This is a genomic window from Staphylococcus sp. GDY8P57P (genome assembly GCF_017892585.1).
Lineage (GTDB): Bacteria > Bacillota > Bacilli > Staphylococcales > Staphylococcaceae > Staphylococcus > Staphylococcus borealis.
This window is the reverse complement of sequence record NZ_JAESLK010000003.1, coordinates 132,610-159,128: the sequence shown is the minus strand read 5'-3', so window position 1 is coordinate 159,128 and position 26,519 is coordinate 132,610. Positions and strand designations below refer to the sequence as shown.

Here is a 26,519-nt window from a genome sequence, read left to right as displayed (position 1 = left end):
TATAGAGGAGATTTAAAATGAATTTATTTTACAATAAAGAAGGCGTAGGGGATGTAGCTTTTCTACAAATTGAACCTACAAATGGACCGTTTGAATATAAAAAATCCGGAGATGTTGTTGAAATTAGTAAAGAAGGAACGATTGTTGGCTTCAATCTATTTAAGTTTTCAAATTATCATCAAATCAACGGTAATGGACATATTAAATTAACTTCTGAGCTTGTAGATGCATTACAAAAAGCTATTAATGAATCTGGATTAACGTATCAACTAAATGCAGATTTATCTCCTAAATTTGTAGTTGGTTATGTTGAAACTAAAGATAAGCATCCAGATGCGGATAAATTAAGTATTTTAAAAATAGATGTCGGTAATGACCATTTACAAATCGTTTGTGGTGCGCCAAATGTAGAAGCTGGACAAAAAGTGGTTGTTGCTAAAGTTGGTGCCGTAATGCCAAGTGGAATGGTTATCAAAGATGCTGAATTACGTGGTGTTGCTTCAAGCGGTATGGTTTGCTCAATGAGAGAACTAAATTTACCTAATGCACCTCAAGAAAAAGGTATTATGGTTTTAAGTGATGACTATAAAGTCGGTCAAGCATTTTTTGATGAATAAAGGAAGGAAGTGAATGTATGAGTTGGTTTGATGATTTATTTAGTAACAAAGACAATTCTGATGATGAATTGCTTAGACGCAAAAGTAAACGTCGCAATGGCGATCTAACTCAAAGCAAAGATGATTCATTACTTCCTGAAAATAATGATATTTACGATCGTCCAAAAGGTAAGTTTCGATTCCCAATCGATGTGGGTCGAGATGAAACGTATGAAGAAGCAACTTATCGCGAAAGTAATGATGATAAAGAGAACCATTCAACATTGAAAGATAATCAATACGGTTCATATGAATATGATGACTATACGGGTCACATGAATAGTTACTCAGATGATGATCGTGCTGAAAACGCAAGAAGACATCGTAGAAGAAAACATGTGAGTCAAGATGATTCTGGTATGCCTTCTATTAAGTCAAGAACTTCTCAAACATCAAGTAGAACTCATAATACTAGTACATCTCAACGTTTTAACAAACGTCAAAATACACATTCTAGAACGAATAATGCTAATTACAGAAGCGCTAATTCAAATCAATCTAGGATGAAATTACAATCAGAAAGATTCAAATCGAATTATCATTTGAGTTCTGAACCTACATATCACCGTTCAAGTTTTAAAACTTCAGAAGTACCATCAGCTATTTTCGGAACTAAAAAGCGTAGACCTATTGAAAACGGTGTTATACCACCAGTGAAAGATGACACAGATACAAGTGAGTCTAAAACCAAGCATCATTCGAGCACGGTAGAACACGTTCCGCATGAAAGTAAAAATGAAAAAGATAGCAGACAAAAATTTGATGGTGAACATTCAACTTCACAAGAGAATGCACCAGTTAACAGTGAACAACAATCAATCGTTGAAGGAAATGCTGATACTTCTAATCACTATGAACGTACGCCAAACTATTCAAAACGTGATAACACGGTAAATATAGAAAATATTTATGCTTCTCAAATCGTAGAGGAGATTAGAAAAGAAAGAGAGCGTAAAGTTCAACAAAAACGTAAATTTAAACAAGCATTGCAAAACAAACGTCAACAGACTGATGAAGAAGATAGTATTCAAAGAGCTATTGATGAAATGTATGCTAAGCAAGCTGAACAATATATTGGCGAAAGTTCATTAAACCACTCTGACCATTTACATAGTGATGTAACAGAGGATGTAAATGATGAGTACAAAAACAACAATGACCATGTTAAGAGCCAAGCACAAGCAGAAGACGTTGCGCATCATGAGACATCTAACGCTCAATCGAAAGATGATAGTGACATAGACCATAATATTGAACAACAAGAGTATATCGAAGAGACAAATGCACCTTATAATTATGAAGAGATTGATTTAAACCAAGTTTCAAGTGTGCAAGAAGTTAACCAAGATGATGTACAAGTTAAAGATGTTCCAAATGATCAATTATCAAATGTTAATCATGATGAGGCACAACGTCATTCTAATGAAGCGATTGACGAATCTACAAAAGAATCAAATTACCATCACGAAATAGCAGATGAAGAAGCGGTAAAATTACAATCTAATAATGATGATTCAGATAGTTTAAGTGAAAACATTCATGACGACAACCATAATGGAACTGTTGATGATGCACAATTTAGAGAAATAGATGACGTGGAGTCACACACTGACAGTATGTCCGAAAATGAATCTTTATCAGATGAAACATCTGCCATAGAAGATGATGAAGAAGTATCAACTGAAAATGTGAATCATGCAATTAAAAATGCTGTAACGTCTGAAGTGAAATATGCCACTAAAGAAGATGACGAAACGAATGGAGTCTCTCAAAATACAAATATAGAGGGCCAAAATGTATCACAGTCAACGAAAACACATAATGAACCTTCTAATAAAATGGATGATTCATTTGCAGTTAAAGATACAGATGAATCAGTACAAGGTGTGGAAGATGAACACATTAACAATGGCGACGATAAATCAGAAATAACACATAAGGAAGCTAAAAAAGTACCTGAAAAAATGTCTATCACGCCAGGAAGTAAACCGTTTAATGTAGTTATGACACCTTCTGATAAAAAAAGAATGATGGATGCAAAAAAAGAATCTGTATCGAAACATAAAGTGAATGTGCCAGAATTAAAGCCTGAGACAAAACAACATATTCAAACTAAAAAGCGTGAATCAGAAATCAACCATCATACAAATGAATCTCGTGACAATGAAAATACATTATCTGAGTCTCAAACAGAGTCTACGCATTCAAACTATCATATCAATCATTCAGATGAACAAGATAAAAATTTAAATAATGACATAAACAGAGATGACGATAACTTAGTAGAAAAACCTCTCGAAAACAGCCAAAATACTGATACAGACAGTGAAGAACAATCTAACCAAGCTGTACATTCAAATCATGATATGAACAATCATCAAGAAGTGAATCCAACCGTTTCAGCAGACGATCAAACTATTGTATCTTCAAACCACCATCAAAAAGAAGATCATAATGCTAAAGGTACAATTAGAAAAGGTCCAAATATTAAACTACCTAGCCTTGATTTATTAGAAGATCATGAGGCACATGAAATCGATGAGGCATGGATTGAAGAGAAGAAACAAGAGCTAAATGATGCCTTTTATTATTTTAATGTACCGGCTGAAGTGCAACATGTAACTGAAGGACCAAGTGTAACTCGGTTTGAATTGGCAGTAGAGAAGGGTGTCAAAGTTTCACGTATTACAGCTTTACAGGATGATATTAAAATGGCGTTGGCTGCGAAAGATATTCGAATTGAAGCACCAATTCCTGGAACAAGTTTAGTAGGTATTGAAGTACCAAACTTAAATCCTACGAAAGTTAACTTAAAATCTATTTTAGAAAGTCCAAAATTTAAAAATGCTGAGTCTAAATTAACCGTAGCTATGGGTAATAGAATTAACAATGAACCATTGTTAATGGATATTGCTAAGACACCACACGCCCTTATTGCGGGTGCAACTGGATCAGGTAAATCAGTCTGTATCAATAGTATCTTAATGTCATTACTTTACAAAAATCATCCAGAAGAATTAAGGTTATTACTAATTGATCCTAAGATGGTTGAACTTGCACCATACAACGATTTACCGCATTTAGTTTCACCGGTTATTACTGATGTAAAGGCAGCAACTCAAAGTTTAAAATGGGCCGTTGACGAAATGGAAAAACGTTACAAATTATTTGCGCAATTCCATGTAAGAAACATTACTGCTTTCAACAAAAAAGCACCGTATGAGCAAAGAATGCCAAAAATTGTTATTGTTATTGATGAGTTAGCAGATTTAATGATGATGGCACCGCAAGAGGTAGAACAATCAATTGCTCGAATAGCACAAAAGGCGCGTGCATGTGGCATTCATATGTTGGTTGCAACACAACGACCATCTGTCAATGTTATAACTGGCTTAATTAAAGCCAATATACCTACACGTATTGCATTTATGGTATCTTCAAGCGTTGACTCAAGAACCATTTTAGACAGTGGTGGTGCGGAACGCTTGTTAGGCTATGGCGATATGCTTTACTTAGGTAGTGGAATGAATAAACCAATTCGTGTCCAAGGTACATTCGTTTCAGATGATGAGATTGATGATGTAGTTGATTTCATTAAAGAACAAAGAGAACCGAACTATTTGTTCGAGGAGAAGGAATTACTTAAAAAGAACCAAACACAAGCTCAAGACGAATTATTCGATGATGTGTGTGAATTTATGGTTAAAGAAGGACATATTTCCACTTCATTAATTCAAAGACACTTCCAAATTGGTTATAACCGTGCTGCACGAATCGTAGACCAACTTGAACAGTTAGATTATATTTCTGGTGCAAACGGTTCTAAACCTAGAGATGTATTTATTACTGAAGCAGATTTAAAGAAAGATTAATTTAAAGGAGTTTTATGTATATGACGCATTATCATTTTGTTGGTATTAAAGGCGCAGGAATGAGTTCATTAGCACAAATCATGCATGATTTAGGACATGAGGTGCAAGGATCTGACATAGAAAAATATGTATTCACAGAAGTAGCATTAAAAAATAAAGGAATTAAAATACTACCATTTAATAGTGATAACATTAAAGAAGGTATGGTAGTCATTCAAGGTAATGCGTTTCCAGATACTCATGAAGAAATTGTTAAAGCGCATGATTTAAAATTAGACGTGATACGTTATCATGATTTCTTAGGTCATGTGATTGATCAATACACATCTGTTGCAGTTACAGGTGCACACGGAAAAACATCAACAACTGGTTTACTGTCTCATGTTATGAATGGTGATAAAAAAACATCATTCTTAATTGGAGATGGTACTGGTATGGGATTACCTGCAAGTGACTATTTTGCATTTGAGGCGTGTGAGTACCGTCGTCATTTCTTAAGTTACCATCCAGACTATGCCATTATGACTAATATTGATTTCGACCACCCTGATTATTTTAAAGACATTGAAGATGTTGCAAGTGCTTTCCAAAGTATGGCACATAATGTTAAAAAAGCGATTATTGCTTGGGGTGATGACGAACATTTAAGACAACTTGAAGCGGACGTACCAATTTATTATTATGGTTTAAACAAAAATGATGATATATATGCCGATAATATTCAAATAACTGATAAAGGTACACAATTTGATGTTTACGTTAATGGTGAATATTATGATCAATTTTTATCACCACAATACGGAGATCATAATATCCAAAATGCATTAGCAGTTATCGCGATTAGTTACCTTGAAAAGATGGACGTCAAGAATATTAAAGAAGCATTGGAAACATTTGGTGGTGTAAAACGTCGCTTTAATGAAACAAATGTTGCTAATCAAGTATTAGTAGACGATTACGCTCACCATCCAAGAGAAATAAGTGCTACAATTGAAACAGCACGTAAAAAATATCCAAATAAAGATATTGTGGCAGTTTTCCAACCTCACACATTTTCAAGAACACAAGCTTTCTTAGAAGAATTTGCAGCATCACTAAGCAAAGCGGATCATGTTTATTTATGTGAAATATTTGGTTCAATTCGTGAAAATACAGGTGATTTAACAATTCAAGATTTAATAAATCGTATTGACGGATCTGCGCTAATCGATGAAAATAATATTGACGTATTAGAACAATTTGATAATGCTGTTATCTTATTTATGGGCGCTGGTGACATTCAAAAGTTACAACGTGCTTATGAAGAACATGTCGGCATGACAAATGAATTTTAATATGTTTATATATAATTATGTTGGGTATTAATAATTAATAGCTTTTATTTAAAAGTAAATGGTATTTAGGAGGCGTTTTTAATGGATTGGATTTTACCAATTGCTGGAATTATCGCCGCGATTGCATTCTTAGTATTATGTATTGGAATCGTTGTCGTTTTAATTTCAGTTAAAAAGAATTTAGATCACGTTGCTAAAACACTTGATGGTGTTGAAGGACAAGTTCAAGGTATTACACGTGAAACAACTGATTTACTTCACAAAGCTAACCGCTTAACTGAAGATATTCAAGGCAAAGTTGAACGCTTAAATTCTGTTGTCGATGGTGTTAAAGGTATCGGCGATTCAGTACAAAATTTAAATGGTTCAGTTGATCGTGTAACTAACTCAATTACACATAATATTTCTCAAAATGAAGATAAAATTTCTCAAGTAGTTCAATGGTCTAATGTTGCAATGGAAATTGCTGACAAATGGCAAAATAGACACTACCGTAGAGGAAGTGCAAACTACAGAAACACATCTGTAGGTAATGATGCAAATCATGCAAACGAAAATTACACTACTAACGTTGAGAAAAACTTTTAATATGATTCAATCAAATGCACTTAAATGAGGTTTTTACTTATTTAAGTGCTTTTCTTATAGGAGGAGCTAATATGAGTAAGAAATATAATCGTGACGCATTTGAAACGACAAATTCTGGAAATGATTTACACGGACAAGGTGCAAATCAACAAGATAGTGCAGCACAATCAAATGCGACTAAACATTACAATAGAGATGACTTTGAAAAAAATAATCATGGCCATGATTTACATGATAATGGCCCAAATCAAAAAGATGGTAAGTCTAGACAAGGTTTAAATACAGAGCATTATAATAGAGATGCATTTGTCACAAATAATTCTGGTAAAGACTTACATGGTCAAGGTGCAAATCAAAAGACTAATGGAGAGGATGTTACTAGTTCTCAATATAGTCACAACAAATACAGTTCTCATCCATCACGTAAAGACTTTGTGATTAGTTTTATTACAGGTGCTTTAATTGGTTCAGCGGTTGGACTCTTTTATAAAAATAAAGCCGAAGAAAAAATTGATAGCGCAAAAAATAAAGAACAAGAATTAAGACATCGTTATCAAAATATTAAGCAACAAACTGAGAATAATATTGAAAATGTAAAACAAAAAATTGAAGACTTTAGAAATAAAGACCATTCAGAAGTTAGTAAAGAAGCACTTGTTGCACAACAAAATGCAATCAAAAAGGAAACGTCAGATAATTTAGCGGATCAATCACCACAAGCGCAAGAAATCCAAGAAGCTAAGGCTGAAGCACTTAAAGAGCAAGATACAAAAGATATTACTGCAACAGAATTAGCAGCGCAACAAAATGCGATCAAAGCGGAAACGTCAGATAATTTAGCGGATCAATCACCACAAGCGCAAGAAATTCAAGAAGCTAAAGCTGATGATAATGAACATTTAAGAAACAATGAAGGCAATAGTGCAGAAGAAATTGTCGCGCAACAAAATGCGATTAAAGCAGAAACATCAGATAACTTAGCGGATCAATCACCACAAGCACAAGAAATTCAAGAAGCTAAGAAAGAGACTGAAAAAGAACAACAATCTAAAGAGGTTAGTGCAACTGAATTAGCAGCGCAACAAAATGCAGTTAAAGTTGAATCATCTAAACATAATTTATCTGATCCTTCAACTAGTGGTGAAACGAGCAATCATCAACATGTGAATGCAAAAAATATAGCATCTGCAGCACGTACAAAGAAAAATAAAATAGATAATGATGCAAATGTTGCGCGTAAAACAAAAACGTTATTAGAAGAACCGGCAATTGCTAAATCATCAGGCGATAAAAAGGTCCCTAATTTAGTTACAAAAAAAGAAATTAATAAAGCTGAAGATCAAGTTAAAAATAATCAAGCACATGCATCTGCTAAATTTGAAAATGGTGTCATTACACACGATACTAAATCAGCTAATGAAAAAGCAAAAGGCAATACTAAGAAAAAGCAAAAGGCAACAAAAGCTAAAAATAAAACACCTAAGCAACAACAAAGAACTGAAAAAGCAAAAAGTAAAATCGATAAACGTACCTTTAATGATTAATAAAGCTAATGCTTTTATTTAAAGTGAGGTTTTAATCACTAAATGGAGTGGATTCAGAAATCTGTTAATTAAATTAGATTTTTGATTCGCTCCTTTTTCTTATTTTTATAAAAAAGTGAATATCAAATTTGATATAATAATTAGACAATTCATAAATTTTAGATAATTTATGAACTAGAACGGTTGAACTATTATTTTTTAATTGTTAGAATATTATCTAACTAATATTATTTTATCGCTTTAAAGTGATATAATTATACAAGTAACTTTTATTGAGGTGAGTAGTAATGTCAACTAAATTAGAGCAATACAGAGAAGAGATTGTTTCGATTAATAATCAAATTTTAGATTTATTATCTAAGCGTGGAGAATTAGCACAAAAAATAGGTGAAGAGAAAATTAAACAGGGTACAAAGGTTTATGATCCACAACGCGAAAAAGAAATGATTAATGAGTTAATGGATCGTAATCAAGGACCTTTTAATGATAATGTAATAAAGCAATTATTTAAAGAAATTTTTAAAGCTTCTACTGATTTACAAAAATCTGAAAATGAAAAACATTTATATGTGTCTCGTAAATTAAAACCAGAAGATACGATTGTTCAGTTTGACAATGGTGGCGTTATTGGTGATGGCAATAAATCATTTGTATTTGGACCTTGCTCTGTTGAATCACAAGAACAAGTTGATGCGGTCGCAAAAGATTTACAAGCAAAAGGAGAAAAATTCATTCGCGGTGGCGCATTCAAACCTCGTACATCACCATATGATTTCCAAGGACTAGGTGTTGAAGGGCTTAAAATTTTAAAAAATGTAAAAGATAAATTTGGTCTTAATGTTGTCAGTGAAATTGTAAATCCTGCTGATTTCGAAATTGCCGACGAATACTTAGATGTGTTCCAAATTGGTGCTCGAAACATGCAAAACTTTGAATTATTAAAAGAAGCTGGAAGAACGAACAAACCTATCCTCTTAAAACGAGGCTTATCGGCTACAATTGAAGAATTTACTTTCGCTGCTGAGTATATTGCTTCTCAAGGCAATAAAAATATTATTCTTTGTGAGCGTGGTATCCGTACTTACGAAAAAGCAACAAGAAATACGTTAGATATTTCTGCAGTGCCTATTTTGAAACAAGGCACACACTTACCTGTAATGGTAGATGTAACGCATAGCACAGGACGTAAGGACATTATGTTACCAACTGCTAAAGCTGCGTTAGCTGTTGGTGCTGATGGCGTAATGGCAGAAGTGCATCCAGACCCATCTGTCGCATTAAGTGATAGTGGCCAGCAAATGGATTTAAATGAATTTAATCAATTTTACAATGAATTAAAACCATTAGCAGAATTGTATAATTCAAAAAAATTAAAATAATAAATTAATCGTCTAAATATATAAATGAAATGAGCTATTCATTTTACTGAATTAAGAGTATGTTTTATAATACCTTTTTCTAGTAATCATGAATAGCTTTTTAAATTGCAATTATTGATAAAATCTACGACCATTGAATGAATTTCATTTCAAATATATATTATGTTAAATTACGCTTTTATGATAAAAATAATATAAAATATGACATAAATGTGAAAATATTAGCAATAGGTTTGAATGAAAGCGATTTTGTGGTAAACTTTGAAAATGAAATGAAAACACGTTATAATAACAATTAAAACGCTTACAAGGAGGAAATTATGACAGTAACTATATATGATGTTGCTAGAGAGGCCCGAGTATCTATGGCAACCGTTTCACGAGTAGTGAATGGTAATCAAAACGTTAAACCTGAAACAAGAAAAAAAGTTAATGAAGTAATTAAAAGATTAAATTATCGACCAAACGCTGTTGCAAGAGGACTAGCTAGTAAACGAACAACAACAGTAGGCGTTATTATCCCTGATATTTCTAACATCTATTATTCTCAATTAGCTCGTGGTATTGAGGATATAGCGACAATGTATAAATATCATTCTATTATTTCGAACTCAGATAATGATTCTGAGAAAGAAAAAGAAATATTTAATAACTTATTAAGTAAGCAAGTAGATGGTATTATCTTCTTAGGTGGCACAATTTCGAATGAGATCAAAGATTTAATAAATCAATCATCTGTTCCAGTTGTAGTATCAGGTACAAACGGAAAAGATGATAACATCGCTTCTGTTAATATTGATTTTAAAACGGCAGCAATGGAGATTACCGAACAACTCATCCAATCAGGTGCTAAAGAGTTTGCATTAGTAAGTGGTGATTATTCTAAAAAAGCACAAGAAGATGTGCTAATTGGTCTTAAAGAAGTGTTAGATCGTCATCAACTAAAATTAAATGATACTGTACAATTCTCAGGTTCTGAAAGTTATAAAGATGGTATTAAGGTATTTGAAGATTTAAAAGATCATCTACCTGATGCTATATTATCAATTAGTGATGAACAAGCGATTGGTATCATGCATAGTGCACTAGATGCAGGCATACGCGTTCCAGAAGACTTACAAATTGTCAGCTTTAATAATACTCGATTAGTAGAAATGGTGAGACCAAAATTATCGAGTGTGATTCAACCACTATATGATATCGGCGCTGTTGGCATGCGTTTATTAACTAAATATATGAATGAAGAAGAAATTGAAGAACCAAATGTAATATTGCCACACCGCATTGAGTACAGAGGAACTACGAAAGATTGATGTTAAGCATTTGAAATAAGAATAAGACACACTTCATCTTTGTGGGAGAAGTCCTAACTGCAAGTGTTTCAATGAGAAAATTTACGCGTTAATAGATAGGGAGTAGAGGCTGGGACATAAATAATATAATAGAGCTATTTTGCAAATTCGCAGTAGCTGACTGAACTGAGAAGGCGCTTAAATCAAGCTTTTCTCAGTTCTAGTCATCCTTGCGGGCGGGGCCCCAACAAAGAGAATTTCACTAAGAAATTCTACAAGCAAAGCAAGTTGGGAGTCGGGGCCCCAGCAAAGAGAATTTCATCAAGAAATTCTACAAACAAAGCAAGCTGGGAGTGGACGACGAATTTAAAAGAATTCTGTCCCACTCCCTACTCCTTTTTTTAATTTGTATACCAATGAATAATTCTATTCGCACGTTCATTATTTTTTTCAGAGATTGCTTGTGTTCTTGGGATCGTTACATAGTCACGATAATCTTCTGTCCAGTGCTTGGGTAATTTAACAGGTGAATAGTTTCGCCATTTTGTTATCCACTGTTCGGGCAAAGGGCCTTCTTGGATAGGTTCATTCATTAAAGCTAAAAATATATGACTCCACGCTCGAGGTACCACTTGCCAAATATTATAACCGCCACCACCAAACATGAGTACTTTTCCTTTAGTATATAGTTGAGCTAGTTTATTAATGATATATGGTATTTCATATAAAGTTTCTAGTGAACAACTCATATGTGTTAATGGATCTAAATAATGAATATCAACGCCATGCACACTAAGTAGGATGTCAGGTTTATATGCTTGAATCACACTTGTTACGGATTCTTCAAATACCTTTAAATAGTTATCATTTTCTGTATAAGGCTCTAATGGCAAATTTACTGTATATCCATATCCTAAATCCTCACCACGCTCCGTGTAATGCCCTGATCCTGGAAATAAAAATTTACCTGTCTCATGAATGGAATAACACATTATCGTGTTATCTGTATAAAGACTCCATTGTGTACCGTCACCATGATGTGCATCGGTATCAATTACCATCACCCGTTGTTGATATTTTGAAGCAAGGTATTTCGCAGTTATAGCCACGTCATTATAAATACAAAATCCATTCGCGCGTCCAGGAAGACTATGGTGCAAGCCACCGCCTAAGTGACATCCATTTTGTAAATTTCCATTCATTATTTCATCTGCTAAATTTAGCGCACCACCTACAATGCGCGCACTATGTCTATGCATATGCCGAAATTGAAATGTATCATCAGTATTTAAACCATATTTTTGAGCTTCAGATGTGCTTAAAATACCATGTGAAGCGTGTTTAATTGCTTGGATATAATCATATTTATGAATTAAAGCAAGTTCGTCTTCATTTGCTATTCTAGGTTGGATAATTTGCTCATCATTTAATAAGTTCATCATTTGGAGTAATTCTGTCGTTAATTTTAATCGCATTTGATTAAAAGGATGATTATCATTGAAACGATATTTCAATAGTTCATCTGAGTATACATATCCCGTTTTTAAATTTTTTTGCATAAATATCATACCCCTTAAAGTTATAGCAGAAATGGCTAAAATAAAAATCGATTTTTGTAACGTAAATCATCAAAAGATTGTTGTTGGTCTAATGATATCCTTTTCCCAATTCTTGCCATTAGACAATTAGCTGGATGACTTGTGATTTCTGGATCATCTGTAGCAAATACTTCTAAGCCACCTTTAGACATTAACTTTTGCATCATTTTCTTATATTCAAAAACATCAAGTTTTGCATTTTTTAAATCCCAATGCCAGTAGTACTCAGTAGTTAAAACAATGTAATCTTCAAATTCATCTTGAGTGAGACTTAACGCAATAAGTTCGCCACCAAGATGAAATTGTCTATAATTACGTTGTACTTCTATTGCACCTAACTCTAATAAATAAGGCAATTGACCTTCAGCCCATCTTTCAAAGTCGTCAGGATAGTGATAGGTGACATAACCGATAATATGCTTATCTTCTCGAGCTATATAAATGCGTCCCTCTGGCAATTGAGTTATTTCAAGTAAAGCTTCAAACTGGTCATTTGAAGGTCTAAAGGCATTTAATGATTCGTCGAAAGAAAGCGTTTTCAAATATTGATATGAAACAGGCCCTTCAATTGTGAAATGCTTATCTTTTATTGTAAGGTGCTTGGTTACATGCGTTTTGATATGTTTCATTAATCTCACTCCCAATACGAACTACTATTATAGTTATTTTATATTTATTTAGAGAAATAAACAAATTAAATTGTAATAATTATCTAAAAATTTTGAATAAAACAAAAATTAATGTATAATACTTTTTAAAGAAAGCGATTTCATTAAACAAGGGGGAGTTTACAATGAAAGTAGAAGTGTTTGAAAGCGAGAAAGGTAATTATAATTTACAAGATTATGAAAAAACTTATCAAGACTTTGATTGGGACGAAGTGAAAAAAGCTTTCTCATGGAATGAAACTGGAAAAATTAATATGGCTTATGAGTGCATAGATCGCCATGTCGATAATGGCAAAGGTGAAAAAATTGCACTTAACTATAGAGATGAAAAGCGTAAAGAACAATATACGTTTAAAGAATTAAAAGTATTATCAAATAAAGCTGCAAATGTATTAGTTGATAAAGCAAATGTTCAAAAAGGGGATCGTGTGTTTATCTTTATGCCTAGAACACCTGAACTCTATTTTGCTTTTCTTGGTATTTTAAAGATAGGTGCTATCGTGGGACCTCTATTTGAAGCCTTTATGGAAAAAGCAGTGACGGATAGGTTAGATAATAGTGAGGCAAAAGTTATTATTACGACAAACAGTTTAGTTAATCGAATTCCTAAGGAGAAATTACCACATCTTGAGACGATTATAGTCGTTGATGAGGATGTAGATGAACAATATATAGATTTTAATAAAGAATTGCATCATGCTAGTGAATCATTTGATATCGAATGGTTGAAAGAAGATGATGGACTTATCTTGCATTATACATCTGGTTCTACTGGTCAACCTAAAGGTGTATTACATGTTCAAAAGGCCATGTTACTTCACTATATTTCAGGTAAATACGTATTAGATTTAAAAGAAGATGACATATACTGGTGCACAGCTGATCCTGGATGGGTTACAGGAACATCTTATGGCGTCTTTGCACCTTGGTTAAATGGCGTAACGAATTGTATTGCTGGAGGACGATTCTCACCTGAACAATGGTATAGCATGATTGAAACATTTAAAGTAACGATTTGGTATACTGCACCGACTGCACTAAGAATGTTGATGAGTGCGGGTGATGATATCGTTGAGAAATATGATTTATCATCATTACGTTCAATATTATCAGTAGGTGAGCCTTTAAACCCTGAAGTTATAAAATGGTCTAAAGATGTTTACGATAAACGCGTGTTAGATACATGGTGGATGACTGAAACAGGCGGACATATGATTGTAAATTACCCTGCAGTTGATGTTAAATTAGGCTCAATGGGTAAACCACTCCCAGGTATTGAAGCTGCTATTGTTGATGATTCAGGTAATGAGTTACCACCAAATCGAATGGGTAATTTAGCTATCAAGAAAGGTTGGCCATCAATGATGTATTCAATTTGGAAGAACCCTGAAAAATATGACTCATATTTCATTGGCGATTGGTATGTATCTGGAGATTCTGCGTATCAAGATGAAGATGGTTATTTCTGGTTCCAAGGACGCGTTGATGATGTCATTATGACTGCTGGTGAGCGTGTGGGTCCTTTCGAAGTAGAATCTAAATTGGTTGAACATGAAGCGGTTGCGGAAGCTGGGGTTATCGGTAAGCCAGATCCAGTCAGAGGTGAAATTATCAAAGCCTTTATTTCATTACGACAAGGTTATGAACCATCTGACGAATTAAAGACAGAAATTCGTAAGTTTGTTAAAGAAGGATTATCAGGTCATGCAGCACCAAGAGAAATAGAATTTAAAGATAAATTACCAAAAACACGTTCAGGTAAAATTATGAGACGTGTATTGAAAGCTTGGGAGCTTAACTTAGATGCAGGTGATTTAAGTACAATGGAAGATTAAATCATTTATTAGACAAGATCTGGGACATAATTCCTAGTCAAATAACCAGCGAATGAGTTTTTACAACTTCATTTGCTGGTTTCTTTATTTACATTAATTCGTATTGTTACTTTACTTGTCCAACTTGCTTAATTTGTAAATCTATTTTGAGATAGTCTTTGTTTGGGCTCAATGATTAACTACATTCTACTATCCATTTTAGATCACATGATTTAAGAGATTTTGTTCTTAGAATTATTAAATTACTGTTCAATTTAGAAATAATCGTTCTAAATTTTAAATAAAGTAATAATGTATTTTTACCTAAAAAGTTAATGATTTACATTCAGTATATATTTAAATTAGTTGATTTATCATAAAATTAAGTTAAATTTTACACAAATCATTGGAAACGCTCTCAAAAATTCGACATCGCTTTCATTGTTAGTTATTATTAGTATGTAAGATTAAAAGAAACCTTAAAACATTTGTTTGAGGTATTCTTACATAAATCAAACTAAAATTAATAAGGGGTTGAAATAAGTTGGCACATTTATCAGATTTAGACATTGCTAATCAATCAGAACTTAAACCTATTGGAGAAATCGCTGAAAAAGCTGGCATCCCAGCAGATGCTTTAGAACAATATGGTCACTATAAAGCTAAGATTGATATCAATCAAATCAAACCTAAAGACAACAAAGGGAAAGTCGTTTTAGTAACTGCTATGAGTCCTACGCCAGCAGGTGAAGGTAAATCTACAGTTACAGTTGGATTATCTGATGCGTTCAACGAATTAAATAAAAATGTAATGGTCGCTTTACGTGAACCAGCATTAGGACCTACATTTGGTATTAAAGGTGGGGCAACTGGTGGTGGTTATGCACAAGTATTACCAATGGAAGACATTAACTTACACTTCAATGGTGACTTCCATGCCATTACTACTGCTAACAATGCGTTATCTGCATTTATCGACAACCACATCCATCAAGGTAACGACTTAGGCATTGATGTACGTCGTGTTGAATGGAAACGTGTATTAGACATGAACGACCGTGCATTACGTCATGTGAACGTTGGTTTAGGTGGACCTACAAATGGTGTACCACGTGAAGATGGCTTCAACATTACAGTTGCTTCAGAAGTAATGGCTATCTTATGTTTAGCTCGTAATATTAATGACTTAAAAGAAAAAATTAGTCGTATTACTATCGGCTATACTCGCGACCGTAAACCAGTTACAGTTGCTGACTTAAAAGTTGAAGGTGCATTAGCAATGATTTTAAAAGATGCTATTAAACCTAACTTAGTTCAAACAATTGAAGGTACACCTGCATTAGTTCATGGTGGACCATTCGCAAATATTGCACATGGTTGTAACTCTATTTTAGCTACAGAAACTGCACGTGATCTTGCAGATATCGTTGTAACTGAAGCAGGATTCGGTTCAGACCTTGGTGCTGAGAAATTTATCGACATCAAAGCTAGAGAAGCTGGCTTCGAACCATCAGCAGTCGTATTAGTTGCAACAGTTCGTGCGCTTAAAATGCATGGTGGCGTAGCAAAAGATGATCTTAAAGAAGAAAACGTTGAAGCTGTAAAAGCTGGTATCGTTAACTTAGAACGTCACGTTAATAACATCCGTAAATTCGGAGTTGAACCAGTTATCGCATTAAATGCATTTATTCATGATACTGATGCAGAAACTGAAGCTGTAAAAGCTTGGGCTAAAGAAAATAACGTTAGAATCGCTTTAACTGAAGTTTGGGAAAAAGGCGGTAAAGGTGGCGTTGAATTAGCTAACCAAGTATTAGAAGTTATCGAACAACCAAATGATTTCAAATTCTTATATGATTTAGATCAATCATTAGAAGAAAAAATTGAAACAATCGTAAAAGATATTTACGGTGGTTCTTCAGTAACATTCAGTAAAAAAGCTAAAAAACAATTAAAAGAATTTACTGATAATGGATGGGGTAAATATCCAATCTGTATGGCTAAAACACAATATTCATTCAGTGATGACGCTACTGCATTAGGAGCACCAACTGATTTTGATATTACAATTAGAGAATTAGAAGCTAAAACAGGTGCAGGATTTATTGTTGCCTTAACAGGTGCAATTATGACTATGCCTGGATTACCTAAGAAACCAGCTGCGTTAAATATGGACGTTACAGAAGATGGTCATGCAGTAGGTTTATTCTAAAGCAATAATATATAGTAAATAAAAATTATATGTATACGAAGATACATGATTAAATCTGTCGACAAAGTGTTACACTTTGTCGGCTTTTTTAATGAGCAATGTATGAAAATAAAATGTATAAAATAAAACTACTCTATAGTTAAGATGAAATTATGCAGGTTGATGATTCGTTAATTCAGGATTTGTTAATAAATGATGGTAGATATGATATCGCTTGGCATGACGATATTCTTCTTTGTTAATTACACCTTCAACGAGCATGCGCTTTAACACATAATGTTGACGATCGACACTAATTTTAACCGCTTTATATGGTTTTAATTCACCATTTTCTTCATATGGCGTATAAACATAAGGACTCTGTAATAAGCCGATAAGATAAGCAGATTGGGCAATGTTTAAGTCTTTCGGAGGTATACCAAATAAGCTGTATGACGCTGATGCGATACCTGTAATATTATTGCCTTCATAATCTCTACCAAAAGGTACAATATTTAAATATGTATAAATAATCTCATTCTTTGATAATAATTTTTCTAAACGCATTGCCAATATAAGTTCGTTTGCTTTACGACTATATGTTTTTTTACTTGATAATACCTGATTTTTAACTAGTTGTTGGGTTATTGTACTACCACCAGAACTTTGATCAAGATCAAATACATCTTGAATCATCGCACGTACGAGCGCTTTCGGCAAAATACCATTATGTTTAAAGAACATGGTATCTTCTGAAGAGGTAAGTGCTTTGATAACATTTGGATTAACGTGTTTTGGACCGACGATAAGAGAATTTTCGGATTTGTCATATTCCTCTAACATATTAGAATTATTATGATTTATTAAATCATCACCGGCAAAGTGAAGTACTTTTTGTTGTAATTCACTATCACTTATTTGAGATGATTCATGTGTTAAGTGATTAAAGTAGATGACTGTTCCTATAAATCCAATCATGCTCACCAATAAACCAACACTAAATAAGCCTACAATGATATGTTTTACTTTTTTGTAGGATTTTTCAAATGTATTAAACTTTGAGTCTCTATTTGTGTTGGTTGACATCCTTTTCATCTTAAACCTCCTAAAATTTAAGTATAGTATATCATATTCGCATATTTGACTTTTATATTTTTTATACTTATAATTAATTACAATTCAATATCTTTTGGATATGAGGACAAGTAATATATTTGTGATTTTCAGAGAGTTAGTGGTTGCTGTGAACTAATAATTACGCTTATATGAATACACCTTATGATGAATTATCCAACGTTTTATTAATGAACGTATCATTGATAAAGTGAATAGCTATTTGCTATTTAAGTATGGTGGTAACGTGCTCAAGCGCCCTTACATGTTGTATGTGTAAGGGCGCTTTTTATTTTACCTTAAATAGAGTATCAATCATCAATGATTAATAAATCAATATATATAGGAGGAATAAATTATGACTAATGCATTAATTGAAGAACTACAATGGAGAGGCTTAATTTATCAACAAACTGATGAAAAAGCGATTGAAGAACTGTTAAATAAAGAACAAATTTCATTATATTGTGGTGCTGATCCAACAGCCGATAGTTTACATATCGGCCATTTATTACCATTTATGACTTTACGTCGTTTCCAAGAACATGGTCATAAACCAATTGTATTAATTGGTGGTGGAACAGGTATGATTGGTGACCCATCTGGGAAATCTGAAGAGCGTGTATTACAAACTGAAGACCAAGTAGAAGCTAATGTTAAAGGTATTAGTGATCAAATGCATAGATTATTTGAATTTGGTTCTGACAAAGGTGCGGTACTCGTTAATAATAAAGATTGGTTAAATCAAATTTCATTAATCGATTTCTTAAGAGATTATGGTAAGCACGTTGGTGTGAACTATATGTTAGGTAAAGATTCAATACAATCTCGTCTTGAAAATGGTATTTCATACACTGAGTTCACATATACAATACTACAAGCAATTGATTTCGGACATTTAAATCGTGAATTAAATTGTAAACTGCAAGTAGGTGGTTCTGACCAATGGGGAAATATCACAAGTGGTATTGAATTAATGCGTCGTATGTATGGTCAAACTGAAGCTTATGGCTTAACTATTCCATTAGTGACGAAATCGGATGGTAAGAAATTGGGTAAGTCAGAATCAGGTGCAGTTTGGTTAGATGCTGATAAAACAAGTCCATACGAATTTTATCAATTTTGGATTAATCAATCAGATGATGATGTCATTAAGTTCCTAAAATACTTTACATTCCTAGATAAAGATGAAATTGATCGTTTAGAACAATCTAAAAATGAACAACCTCATTTAAGAGAAGCACAAAAAGCATTAGCAGAAAGCGTGACAGAATTTATCCACGGAAAAGAAGCATTAAATGATGCTATTCGTATTTCTCAAGCGTTATTTAGCGGTGATTTAAAATCATTATCAGGTAAAGAATTAAAAGAAGGTTTCAAAGATGTACCACAAGTTGAATTATCAACTGAAACTACAAACATCATTGACGCATTAATTGAAACAGGAATTGCATCATCTAAACGTCAAGCACGCGAAGATGTTAATAACGGTGCGATTTATATTAATGGTGAGAGACAACAAAACGTGGACTTTGAATTAAGTGACGATGATAAAATTGATAATGAATTCACAATTGTTCGTCGTGGTAAGAAAAAATATTTCATGCTTAATTATAAATAAGCATTTTAAGTGAATGGGCAATGTAGCACAGTATTTACGATGATGCTACTTGCCCTTATTTTATGAAATGTTATTCAAATATAGTTATAATGAATATACTATAAGAACATAAAGAAGTGATGAAATGACAAATAATAAAGAAGAAATATTAATGAATAGCTTTAGAGATTTATTTAACAAAATAGGTTGGTTAAATAAAGATAAAATGGAACAAGCGCTTAAAGGATATAAGCCTTCGGAAGTCCACTGTATTGAAGCAATCAAAGAATATCAGAAACCTAATGTAAGGTATTTAGCGCATAAGTTATTTATGACGAGAGGTGCTATTAGTAAATTAACTAAGCGATTGCAACAAAAAGGATTAATTGAAAGTTTTAAAAGTGAAGATAATAAAAAGGAAATTTATTTTAAGTTGACTCATGAAGGTGAGAAAGTCTATCGCATTCACGCTGAACTACATGAAACATTTCAAGATAGAGATCAAACGGTTTTTGATAGTATGACTGAAGATGAATTTAAAAATATGATGACGTTTATAGAAAGATATAATGACCATTTAGACCAACTTATAGAACAGCAACAACGTACGCTTTAATTGTTAGAGTGGAATAATGAATTCGTAGCGAATTTTATTCCGCTCTTTTTTATATTTTGTTGACAAGGAAACAAAAAAGGTGTATATTTTGTTGACATGGAAACAATATACAGGAGGGTTCTAATGTCGAAAGTTAATGAACGTCAAGTTTCAAGAGAAATAATGATTGCTGCTTGGGCAATTGCATTAGGGGCTATAGCACCTATGTTAGATTCAACAATGATTAATATAGCAATTAAACAGTTAAATCATACATTTGGTACAACGCTCGATATCGTACAGTGGGGAATAACAGGTTATGTTCTTGCACTAGCGTTAATTATTCCAATAGCAGGGTGGTTGGTCAATCAATATAATGGAAAGTACGTATTTATTTCTGCTTCGATACTATTTGGGATGACATCAGTTTTAGCTGGTATCAGTTGGAATGTTGAGAGCTTTATTATATTTAGAATTATTCAAGGTATGTCTGCAGGCGTTATTACAACGTTAATGTTTACATTATTGATTAAGACAACAGGTCAAGACCATATTGGAAAAGTAATGGCAATTGTAAGTACACCTATGATTTTTGGACTTATTTTAGGACCAGTAATCGGTGGTGTTATCATTCATTTTGTGTCTTGGCGTTGGATGTTTTTTATTAATGTTATCGTGGTCATCGTTGCGATTCTTTTACAAATGAAATATTTACCAAACTTTAAGCCTTTAAATAAAGAGAAGTCTATTGATATGATTGGTGTTATTTTATTAGGATTAATCAGTATTTCTATGATTTATGGTTTGACGAAAGCGAGCGACTATCATAGTTTTTACAATACGACGACAATGGTTCTCTTAGTTGTAAGTTGTATTTTCATTATGTTGTATTTTGTTTATAACAAAATGAAGGATGATAATACAATATTACCTATTTCTCTATTCAAAAGAAGAAATTACACTGCATCATTCATAGGTCTCTTTCTTTCTAACATCGGTATCATGGGGCCAATGGTCATTATTCCATTATACTTTCAGACTTTTAAGCAGTTTTCGCCAATTGAAGCTGCTCTAGCACTGATACCACAGGGTCTGGGTATGCTTATTACAAGACCCTATATTGGTAAAGTTATTGATCAATTTGGTGCTAAATGGGTTGTTATTATCAGTGTTATTATCTCAATGTTTGGTTCAGTACCTTTATTATTTATAACTGAACATACAAGCATAGTTGTTCTATCATTGATACTCTTCTTAAGAGGTTGTAGTGTTGGTGGTATTAATTTAGGTCTCACTACGGATGCCTATATGGGGATGGATGAGCATAAATTGGCTGAAGCTGGTGTTGGTATTAATATGATTGAAAATGTTGGTTCAAGTTTCGGAACGGCCTTTATAGCAACAGTGCTTTCACTTGTAGTAAATCGATTAGGTTCTTCAATGGCGAATAATATCATTGCTTATCACGCTGGATTTTTAGTATCAGTTATAACTTTAATTCTTCTTGTGATTCCAGCGTTATTTTTAACTCAAAAATCGAAAAAGACGGTATAAACAATGTGATAAAAGAAAATAGGGGTGGAACAAAATTCTTTACGAATTTATTGTTCCACCCCCGCATGGGAGACTAAAGTTGAGAACCTTTATTTTATAGCTTTTGCTCAAAATCAGTCAGTAACTATAGATTGGCTAGATAATCACATTATATTAATATCATTATCTTAGCCTGATTTATATATATTATGTTACTTCCTACTGTATAAACTGACTATTGCCACTAAATTCTGACTCAGAATTTGATGATTGATTTGATGATGTAGCGGCTGATTGACTTTTAAGTTTTACATTGACGTTTAATGTTTTACCGTCACGAATAACCGTAAGTTTTGCTGTTTCGCCAGGCTTCTTATTTTGATATAGATATGTTCTTAAATCTGTGTCTTCTTTAACATTTTTGTCATCTATTTTTGTGATAATATCGCCTGTTTTTAATTCACTTGAACCACTTACTTTTGCAACATAAATTCCATCATCACGATCTGTATTTAATTCTTTTTTATATGAATCAGGTATATCACTTAAATTTAGTAAACCGATACCGATAGAAGGACGTTCGATTTTACCATGTTTAACTAGTTGTTCAATTGTAACTTTAACTTCATTACTTGGAATAGCAAAACCAATACCTTCTACTTGTTCGGCAGCTATTTTCATAGAATTGATGCCGACCAAGTTACCATTAATATCCACTAGTGCACCGCCAGAGTTACCAGGGTTGATCGCAGCATCTGTTTGTAAGACGTTAACTTTCGTACCACCTGAAGTCGTATTAGATTCGATTGTACGCTCATTGGCTGAAATAATACCTGAAGTTACTGAATTTGCAAATTCAAGACCTAATGGATTACCCATTGCAAAGACGCTATCTCCAGTTTGTACTTTAGAAGAATTTGCAAATTTAATCGATTTAATACCTTTCGTATTATCTATTTTTAAAACTGCAATATCTGAAACGCTATCTTTACCGATTAATTTTGCCTCAACTTGCTTACCACTATGAAGTTGCACTTTTATCTCAGAAGCACCACTTATAACATGTGTATTTGTCACAATATAAGCAGAATCGTTATCGATTTGGTAGATTACACCTGAACCTATACCGGCTTCTTCTGATTTTGATGATGATTTACCTTGTAAAAAATCTTCCAAACCATTGGCTTTCTGCATGTTGATGACACCAACAATCGCAGGAGAAACATCTTTTATCATTGCATTGACGGATTTGTATTTATCACTTTTTCCGTCTAGCACATTGCCACCTTTACTATTACTGGCTTCTTGAACTTGTGCGCCACCGTTATCGATTCCGACTAACCCCATTATTTTACTAGCTCCCAATACAAGTAATGCACCAATTATACCAGCAACTAATGCCACAATAACGGTTTTAAACCACGGAAATTTTGGCTTTCCAGGTTGAGGTTGCTGATAGGTGCTATGATTGGATTGATTTTCTTGATTAAATTCAGACATTTTTAACCTCCATTATAATATTAACCCTTTATTTAATTATGAAAGTTTTGATGAAATAATGCCAGTAATCCACCATCAGACTTTAGATGTATCTTTTGAAAAGTTGTTCAGAAATAAGGATAATGATAAAATCAATAAAGTATATATTTCAATAAGCAGGTGACATAATGTATCAATTTATCAGTAAACTATTAGATTTGATATTAGTCAAAATGGCTAAATCTTTGTATGTGATCGGTAAGGAGAATATTCCTAAAGATAATAAATTCGTCGTGACATGTACACACGAAAGTTATAATGAAGTAATCATGTTAGGAATGGCTTTAGTACCGAATGAAATTCATTATATGGCTAAGAAAGAATTATTTAAGAATAAATGGTTTGGCCAATTTTTAACTTTATTAAATGCGTTTCCTGTAGATCGCGAAAATCCAGGGCCAAGTACACTAAAAAGACCAGTCAATTTATTAAAAGACAATAAAACAGTAGGTATTTTCCCAACTGGACATCGTACTTCTGTTGAAGGTGCGCCATTAAAACGAGGTGCTTCAACGATTGCAATGTTAGGTAAAGCACCTATTTTACCAGCTGCGTATGTTGGACCAACAAAATTACACGGTTTAATTACAGGGCAGGCACTAATTAAATTTGGAGAACCTATTTACCCATCTGATATACCTAAAGATTTAAAGAGAAATGAGAAGATAGACTATCTCACTCATGAAATCGAGACACGTACAGCACAATTACAAAAAGAATTACATTTAATTCAAGATAGTTTAAATAAATAGAATGATATCGTTAGATGAATGTAGAACGATTGCAAAGAGTCTGGGACATCATTCCTAGAGAAATAGCCAGTAAATGCGTTTTAACAAACGCATTTACTGGTTTCTTTCTTTACAATACTTGATATTGTTGGCTCGCTTGCCCAACGTGCTTTGCTTGTAGAAACTGATTAACTCAGTTTCTCTGTGTTGGGGTCCTTCTTATGGGACAGCTTCATTCTGTAGTCCTCAAAAGAAATGCTTAGATGAACATTTACTCATTCTGTTGTGATGCTTGCCTAGGGGGATGGGTCGAGCCGCGGTTTTGTAAAGTAGTTCTTAGATAGATATTCACTCTATTAAGTTGTTTCGCTTTCCTGTGGGAAAGGCTCGTGCCTGTAGTCACTCGACACTTTCTTTTCCACTAGGAGTCTACACAACTACACTTCGTCATCTATCTTAGAACTACTTACGCAAGTGCAGTTGCACTTGTGTTCAATAAATAAGGTGCTAAGAGTCATCCAAGGTCATTCGTAGTTCATCTTTAGAATTTCTTACATAAGTGTGCTAGCACTTATGTTCATTAATAATCAACGCAAGCGTCTTGTCACAATACGTTGTATTTATATGTATTTTTAAATTGAAATACTAAAAAATATAATATGACTCAACTTACTCTACGAATAGAAACTCCAGTGCTTATTCCCCAAAATGATATTTCATATCATGTAAAAGATATTGTTGAAACAATTCCTGACAATGAATTAGAAGACTTCAGACATCACTGTGGTGCAACATCATACAATCCTAAAATATGGGATGTTTATAAAAGATAAAATAAAAAATATAAAAGTGACAGGTTTAATACTTAAATTTTGGAGTATGACGAAATTAATGATGAATCCATTTGCCCGAATAATCAACGACTAGGTTTTAAAAGATATACCTATCGCCATGATAAGTATGGTTTTAAATGAAACTTCAAGTTATATGAATGTGATGTTTGTTCAGAATGTCCGCTGAAGAATCAATGTATAAACTTTAATTCAAAATGAAAATAAAAAATAATGAAGCATTATAAATGGGAATATTTTAAATCCCGAATTAACAAAAAGCTTTCAAAACCAGAACAAAAAATATCTACAGTCAAAGAAAATTTATGTGGAGTAGATTTTTGGATTTATGAAGGTGATTTTAGGTTTCACTCGGATGTCTGTTCGAGGGATAGATAAAGCTAAAAGAGAACTAGGATTTGTGCTAATGGCACTTAATATAAGAAAAGTAACAGTTCAACGAGCTGAAAATAATCAAAAAAATTATAATAAAGACAATTTCTATATTATTTCAAAAGAAATTGTCTTTATTTACTTATCCAAGAGCCTTATGTCCCGGACCCTTGATTTACAATGATTTAATTAAGATCAAATGTAGTATTGTAATATTAAACACGTCAGCACAAAAGGGGCTAAGACAGAGTTTGAAAATTACTTATGTAAATAAGTCTAAATTGAAAACCAGTAAGTTATTTGATAAAGGATTTAAGTAAACTCAAAAACAAGAATAAGTATTCAAACAATACGATTTTTCAATCAACGGGCATTTTTGATAAGTATTTAAAATAATAAAATTATTTTAAATTTTACAATAAATTAAAAATGTAGCTACAAAATGATGTTAATATAAATTTGTGTACAACATAGAATTACATGAATATTTATCAATCTCGTATTTTATTTATAAACTAGGGGGCTTTGAATATGAAAAAAACAAATATTTTAGCATCATCAACTTTAGCAGGAGCATTGTTATTTGCAGGAGTGGGAGTACATCAAGCAAACGCTGCTGAAAGTGAAGTAACAGCTAACAATGCTGTAGCCATTGGAAGTAGTGTTTTGGCGGAACATGGGGACAGTCCAGAGAAACTAAATTTTAATAAACCACAAGATAAGGGGGATTATTATTTAATTCTTTTTGGTAATAAGTCTGGACATGGTTCAGGTGCTATTGAAGTTTACAAAGACGGTTTAGTTAAAGTTGGATCAGGTGCAGCTGCTGGAACTGAAAACGGAGAAATGACTAATGTAGGCTACTATCAATTTGATACAGCACAAGAAAATACATCTAATAATGTTGCAAATGACAATTCAAATAATGAACAACAAAATCAAGCAACTAATGATAATGTGCCTTCACAAAACAATCAAACTCAAAATTCAACTGTTGGTGAAGAAAATAGTAACACACAACAACAAAATCAAGCTACAACAAAAGCATTACCTGAATCAGGCGAACAATCTAATTCTAGTTTAGTTACTATCATCGCTTCAGTATTATTAGCAGCTGGTTCATTATTAACATTTAAACGTTTCAATACTAATAAATAGAAATTCTCAAACAATTTAAATCTTTGTGTATAATTTTGATTTGAAAAAGTAGTCTGGGACATAAATTATATAGTAATGCTATTTATCAAAT

At 33.0% G+C, this 26,519-nt stretch carries 19 protein-coding genes and 1 pseudogene; 16 read left to right on the top strand and 4 right to left on the bottom strand.

Translation table 11 applies throughout. The features are described 5' to 3' along the window. The first annotated feature begins 17 nt into the window (after positions 1–17). The 7 genes from ytpR to ccpA all read left to right on the top strand — a co-directional run bounded on the left by ytpR (position 18) and on the right by ccpA (position 10,686). Positions 18–617: a YtpR family tRNA-binding protein gene (gene ytpR / locus KA878_RS01470; protein WP_193839208.1), complete on the top strand. Its 600-nt coding sequence runs from the start codon at positions 18–20 to the stop codon at positions 615–617. Between the two features lie 17 nt (positions 618–634). Then, positions 635–4,528 (top strand): DNA translocase FtsK, encoded by a 3,894-nt coding sequence (locus KA878_RS01465; protein ID WP_193839209.1) that lies wholly within the window; start codon positions 635–637, stop codon positions 4,526–4,528. Between the two features lie 20 nt (positions 4,529–4,548). After that, complete coding sequence (gene murC / locus KA878_RS01460; protein WP_053030489.1) at positions 4,549–5,862, top strand: UDP-N-acetylmuramate--L-alanine ligase; 1,314 nt, start codon at positions 4,549–4,551, stop codon at positions 5,860–5,862. Positions 5,863–5,943: 81 nt separating this feature from the next. After that, entirely contained in the window at positions 5,944–6,450 is a 507-nt protein-coding gene (locus tag KA878_RS01455; RefSeq protein ID WP_053030488.1) for a DUF948 domain-containing protein, read from the top strand. Between the two features lie 71 nt (positions 6,451–6,521). Next, on the top strand, positions 6,522–7,994 hold the full coding sequence (locus KA878_RS01450; protein WP_193839210.1) for a Maebl: 1,473 nt from the start codon (positions 6,522–6,524) through the stop codon (positions 7,992–7,994). Between the two features lie 287 nt (positions 7,995–8,281). Then, positions 8,282–9,373: a bifunctional 3-deoxy-7-phosphoheptulonate synthase/chorismate mutase gene (locus KA878_RS01445; RefSeq protein ID WP_053030484.1), complete on the top strand. Its 1,092-nt coding sequence runs from the start codon at positions 8,282–8,284 to the stop codon at positions 9,371–9,373. A 320-nt stretch (positions 9,374–9,693) separates the two neighbouring features. Beyond that, positions 9,694–10,686, top strand: coding sequence for a catabolite control protein A (gene ccpA, locus KA878_RS01440; RefSeq protein WP_193839211.1), 993 nt, complete (start codon positions 9,694–9,696; stop codon positions 10,684–10,686). Between the two features lie 380 nt (positions 10,687–11,066). Here the strand turns inward: ccpA and KA878_RS01435 are convergent, their stop codons facing one another. Both KA878_RS01435 and KA878_RS01430 read right to left on the bottom strand, forming a co-directional pair. Then, positions 11,067–12,224: an acetoin utilization protein AcuC gene (locus KA878_RS01435; protein ID WP_193839212.1), complete on the bottom strand. Its 1,158-nt coding sequence runs from the start codon at positions 12,222–12,224 to the stop codon at positions 11,067–11,069. A 35-nt stretch (positions 12,225–12,259) separates the two neighbouring features. Beyond that, complete coding sequence (locus KA878_RS01430; protein WP_075108647.1) at positions 12,260–12,892, bottom strand: GNAT family N-acetyltransferase; 633 nt, start codon at positions 12,890–12,892, stop codon at positions 12,260–12,262. A gap of 164 nt (positions 12,893–13,056) precedes the next feature. Between KA878_RS01430 and acsA the strand changes: the two genes are divergently transcribed. After that, positions 13,057–14,766 carry an acetate--CoA ligase gene (gene acsA, locus KA878_RS01425; RefSeq protein ID WP_193839213.1) on the top strand — a complete coding sequence of 570 codons (1,710 nt, stop codon included), beginning with the start codon at positions 13,057–13,059 and terminating at the stop codon, positions 14,764–14,766. Between the two features lie 523 nt (positions 14,767–15,289). Beyond that, the gene (locus KA878_RS01420; RefSeq protein ID WP_070855687.1) at positions 15,290–16,957 is read left to right on the top strand and encodes a formate--tetrahydrofolate ligase; all 1,668 of its coding nucleotides are present in this window, start codon (positions 15,290–15,292) and stop codon (positions 16,955–16,957) included. Positions 16,958–17,107: 150 nt separating this feature from the next. Here the strand turns inward: KA878_RS01420 and KA878_RS01415 are convergent, their stop codons facing one another. Next, positions 17,108–18,031: a transglycosylase domain-containing protein gene (locus tag KA878_RS01415; RefSeq protein WP_398577031.1), complete on the bottom strand. Its 924-nt coding sequence runs from the start codon at positions 18,029–18,031 to the stop codon at positions 17,108–17,110. 376 nt (positions 18,032–18,407) lie between these two features. Between KA878_RS01415 and tyrS the strand changes: the two genes are divergently transcribed. The 3 genes from tyrS (at position 18,408) to KA878_RS01400 (ending at position 21,798) form a co-directional block, all read left to right on the top strand. Beyond that, complete coding sequence (gene tyrS, locus KA878_RS01410) at positions 18,408–19,670, top strand: tyrosine--tRNA ligase (RefSeq protein WP_210142053.1); 1,263 nt, start codon at positions 18,408–18,410, stop codon at positions 19,668–19,670. Positions 19,671–19,794: 124 nt separating this feature from the next. Then, positions 19,795–20,265 (top strand): MarR family winged helix-turn-helix transcriptional regulator, encoded by a 471-nt coding sequence (locus KA878_RS01405; protein ID WP_193839215.1) that lies wholly within the window; start codon positions 19,795–19,797, stop codon positions 20,263–20,265. Between the two features lie 123 nt (positions 20,266–20,388). Then, a complete protein-coding gene (locus tag KA878_RS01400; RefSeq protein WP_193839216.1) occupies positions 20,389–21,798 on the top strand; it encodes a DHA2 family efflux MFS transporter permease subunit in 1,410 nt (469 codons plus the stop codon). A gap of 198 nt (positions 21,799–21,996) precedes the next feature. On the opposite strand, the gene KA878_RS01395 is transcribed toward KA878_RS01400, so the two are convergent. Next, complete coding sequence (locus KA878_RS01395) at positions 21,997–23,277, bottom strand: S1C family serine protease (protein WP_193839217.1); 1,281 nt, start codon at positions 23,275–23,277, stop codon at positions 21,997–21,999. A gap of 167 nt (positions 23,278–23,444) precedes the next feature. Between KA878_RS01395 and KA878_RS01390 the strand changes: the two genes are divergently transcribed. The 4 genes and pseudogenes from KA878_RS01390 (at position 23,445) to KA878_RS01375 (ending at position 26,428) form a co-directional block, all read left to right on the top strand. Further along, on the top strand, positions 23,445–24,068 hold the full coding sequence (locus tag KA878_RS01390; protein ID WP_193839218.1) for a lysophospholipid acyltransferase family protein: 624 nt from the start codon (positions 23,445–23,447) through the stop codon (positions 24,066–24,068). A 638-nt stretch (positions 24,069–24,706) separates the two neighbouring features. Further along, complete coding sequence (locus tag KA878_RS01385) at positions 24,707–24,880, top strand: hypothetical protein (protein WP_193839219.1); 174 nt, start codon at positions 24,707–24,709, stop codon at positions 24,878–24,880. Next, positions 24,849–25,454: pseudogene (locus KA878_RS01380) on the top strand (transposase); the annotation flags it as partial. The gene KA878_RS01385 and the pseudogene KA878_RS01380, both read left to right, overlap by 32 nt. Before the next feature lie 347 nt (positions 25,455–25,801). After that, positions 25,802–26,428 carry an LPXTG cell wall anchor domain-containing protein gene (locus KA878_RS01375; protein ID WP_193839220.1) on the top strand — a complete coding sequence of 209 codons (627 nt, stop codon included), beginning with the start codon at positions 25,802–25,804 and terminating at the stop codon, positions 26,426–26,428. The last annotated feature ends 91 nt before the right edge of the window (positions 26,429–26,519 follow it).

Bases quoted from the DNA above. Each gene is read 5' to 3' on its own strand.
- KA878_RS01405 (WP_193839215.1), top strand. From the start codon at position 19,795: ATGACAAATAATAAAGAAGAAATATTAATGAATAGCTTTAGAGATTTA.
- KA878_RS01415 (WP_398577031.1), bottom strand. From the start codon at position 18,031: ATGAAAAGGATGTCAACCAACACAAATAGAGACTCAAAGTTTAATACA.
- KA878_RS01385 (WP_193839219.1), top strand. From the start codon at position 24,707: ATGACTCAACTTACTCTACGAATAGAAACTCCAGTGCTTATTCCCCAA.
- KA878_RS01435 (WP_193839212.1), bottom strand. From the start codon at position 12,224: ATGCAAAAAAATTTAAAAACGGGATATGTATACTCAGATGAACTATTG.
- KA878_RS01430 (WP_075108647.1), bottom strand. From the start codon at position 12,892: ATGAAACATATCAAAACGCATGTAACCAAGCACCTTACAATAAAAGAT.
- acsA (WP_193839213.1), top strand. From the start codon at position 13,057: ATGAAAGTAGAAGTGTTTGAAAGCGAGAAAGGTAATTATAATTTACAA.
- KA878_RS01395 (WP_193839217.1), bottom strand. From the start codon at position 23,277: ATGTCTGAATTTAATCAAGAAAATCAATCCAATCATAGCACCTATCAG.
- murC (WP_053030489.1), top strand. From the start codon at position 4,549: ATGACGCATTATCATTTTGTTGGTATTAAAGGCGCAGGAATGAGTTCA.
- KA878_RS01390 (WP_193839218.1), top strand. From the start codon at position 23,445: ATGTATCAATTTATCAGTAAACTATTAGATTTGATATTAGTCAAAATG.
- KA878_RS01375 (WP_193839220.1), top strand. From the start codon at position 25,802: ATGAAAAAAACAAATATTTTAGCATCATCAACTTTAGCAGGAGCATTG.
- KA878_RS01400 (WP_193839216.1), top strand. From the start codon at position 20,389: ATGTCGAAAGTTAATGAACGTCAAGTTTCAAGAGAAATAATGATTGCT.
- KA878_RS01445 (WP_053030484.1), top strand. From the start codon at position 8,282: ATGTCAACTAAATTAGAGCAATACAGAGAAGAGATTGTTTCGATTAAT.
- ytpR (WP_193839208.1), top strand. From the start codon at position 18: ATGAATTTATTTTACAATAAAGAAGGCGTAGGGGATGTAGCTTTTCTA.
- tyrS (WP_210142053.1), top strand. From the start codon at position 18,408: ATGACTAATGCATTAATTGAAGAACTACAATGGAGAGGCTTAATTTAT.
- KA878_RS01465 (WP_193839209.1), top strand. From the start codon at position 635: ATGAGTTGGTTTGATGATTTATTTAGTAACAAAGACAATTCTGATGAT.
- ccpA (WP_193839211.1), top strand. From the start codon at position 9,694: ATGACAGTAACTATATATGATGTTGCTAGAGAGGCCCGAGTATCTATG.
- KA878_RS01450 (WP_193839210.1), top strand. From the start codon at position 6,522: ATGAGTAAGAAATATAATCGTGACGCATTTGAAACGACAAATTCTGGA.
- KA878_RS01455 (WP_053030488.1), top strand. From the start codon at position 5,944: ATGGATTGGATTTTACCAATTGCTGGAATTATCGCCGCGATTGCATTC.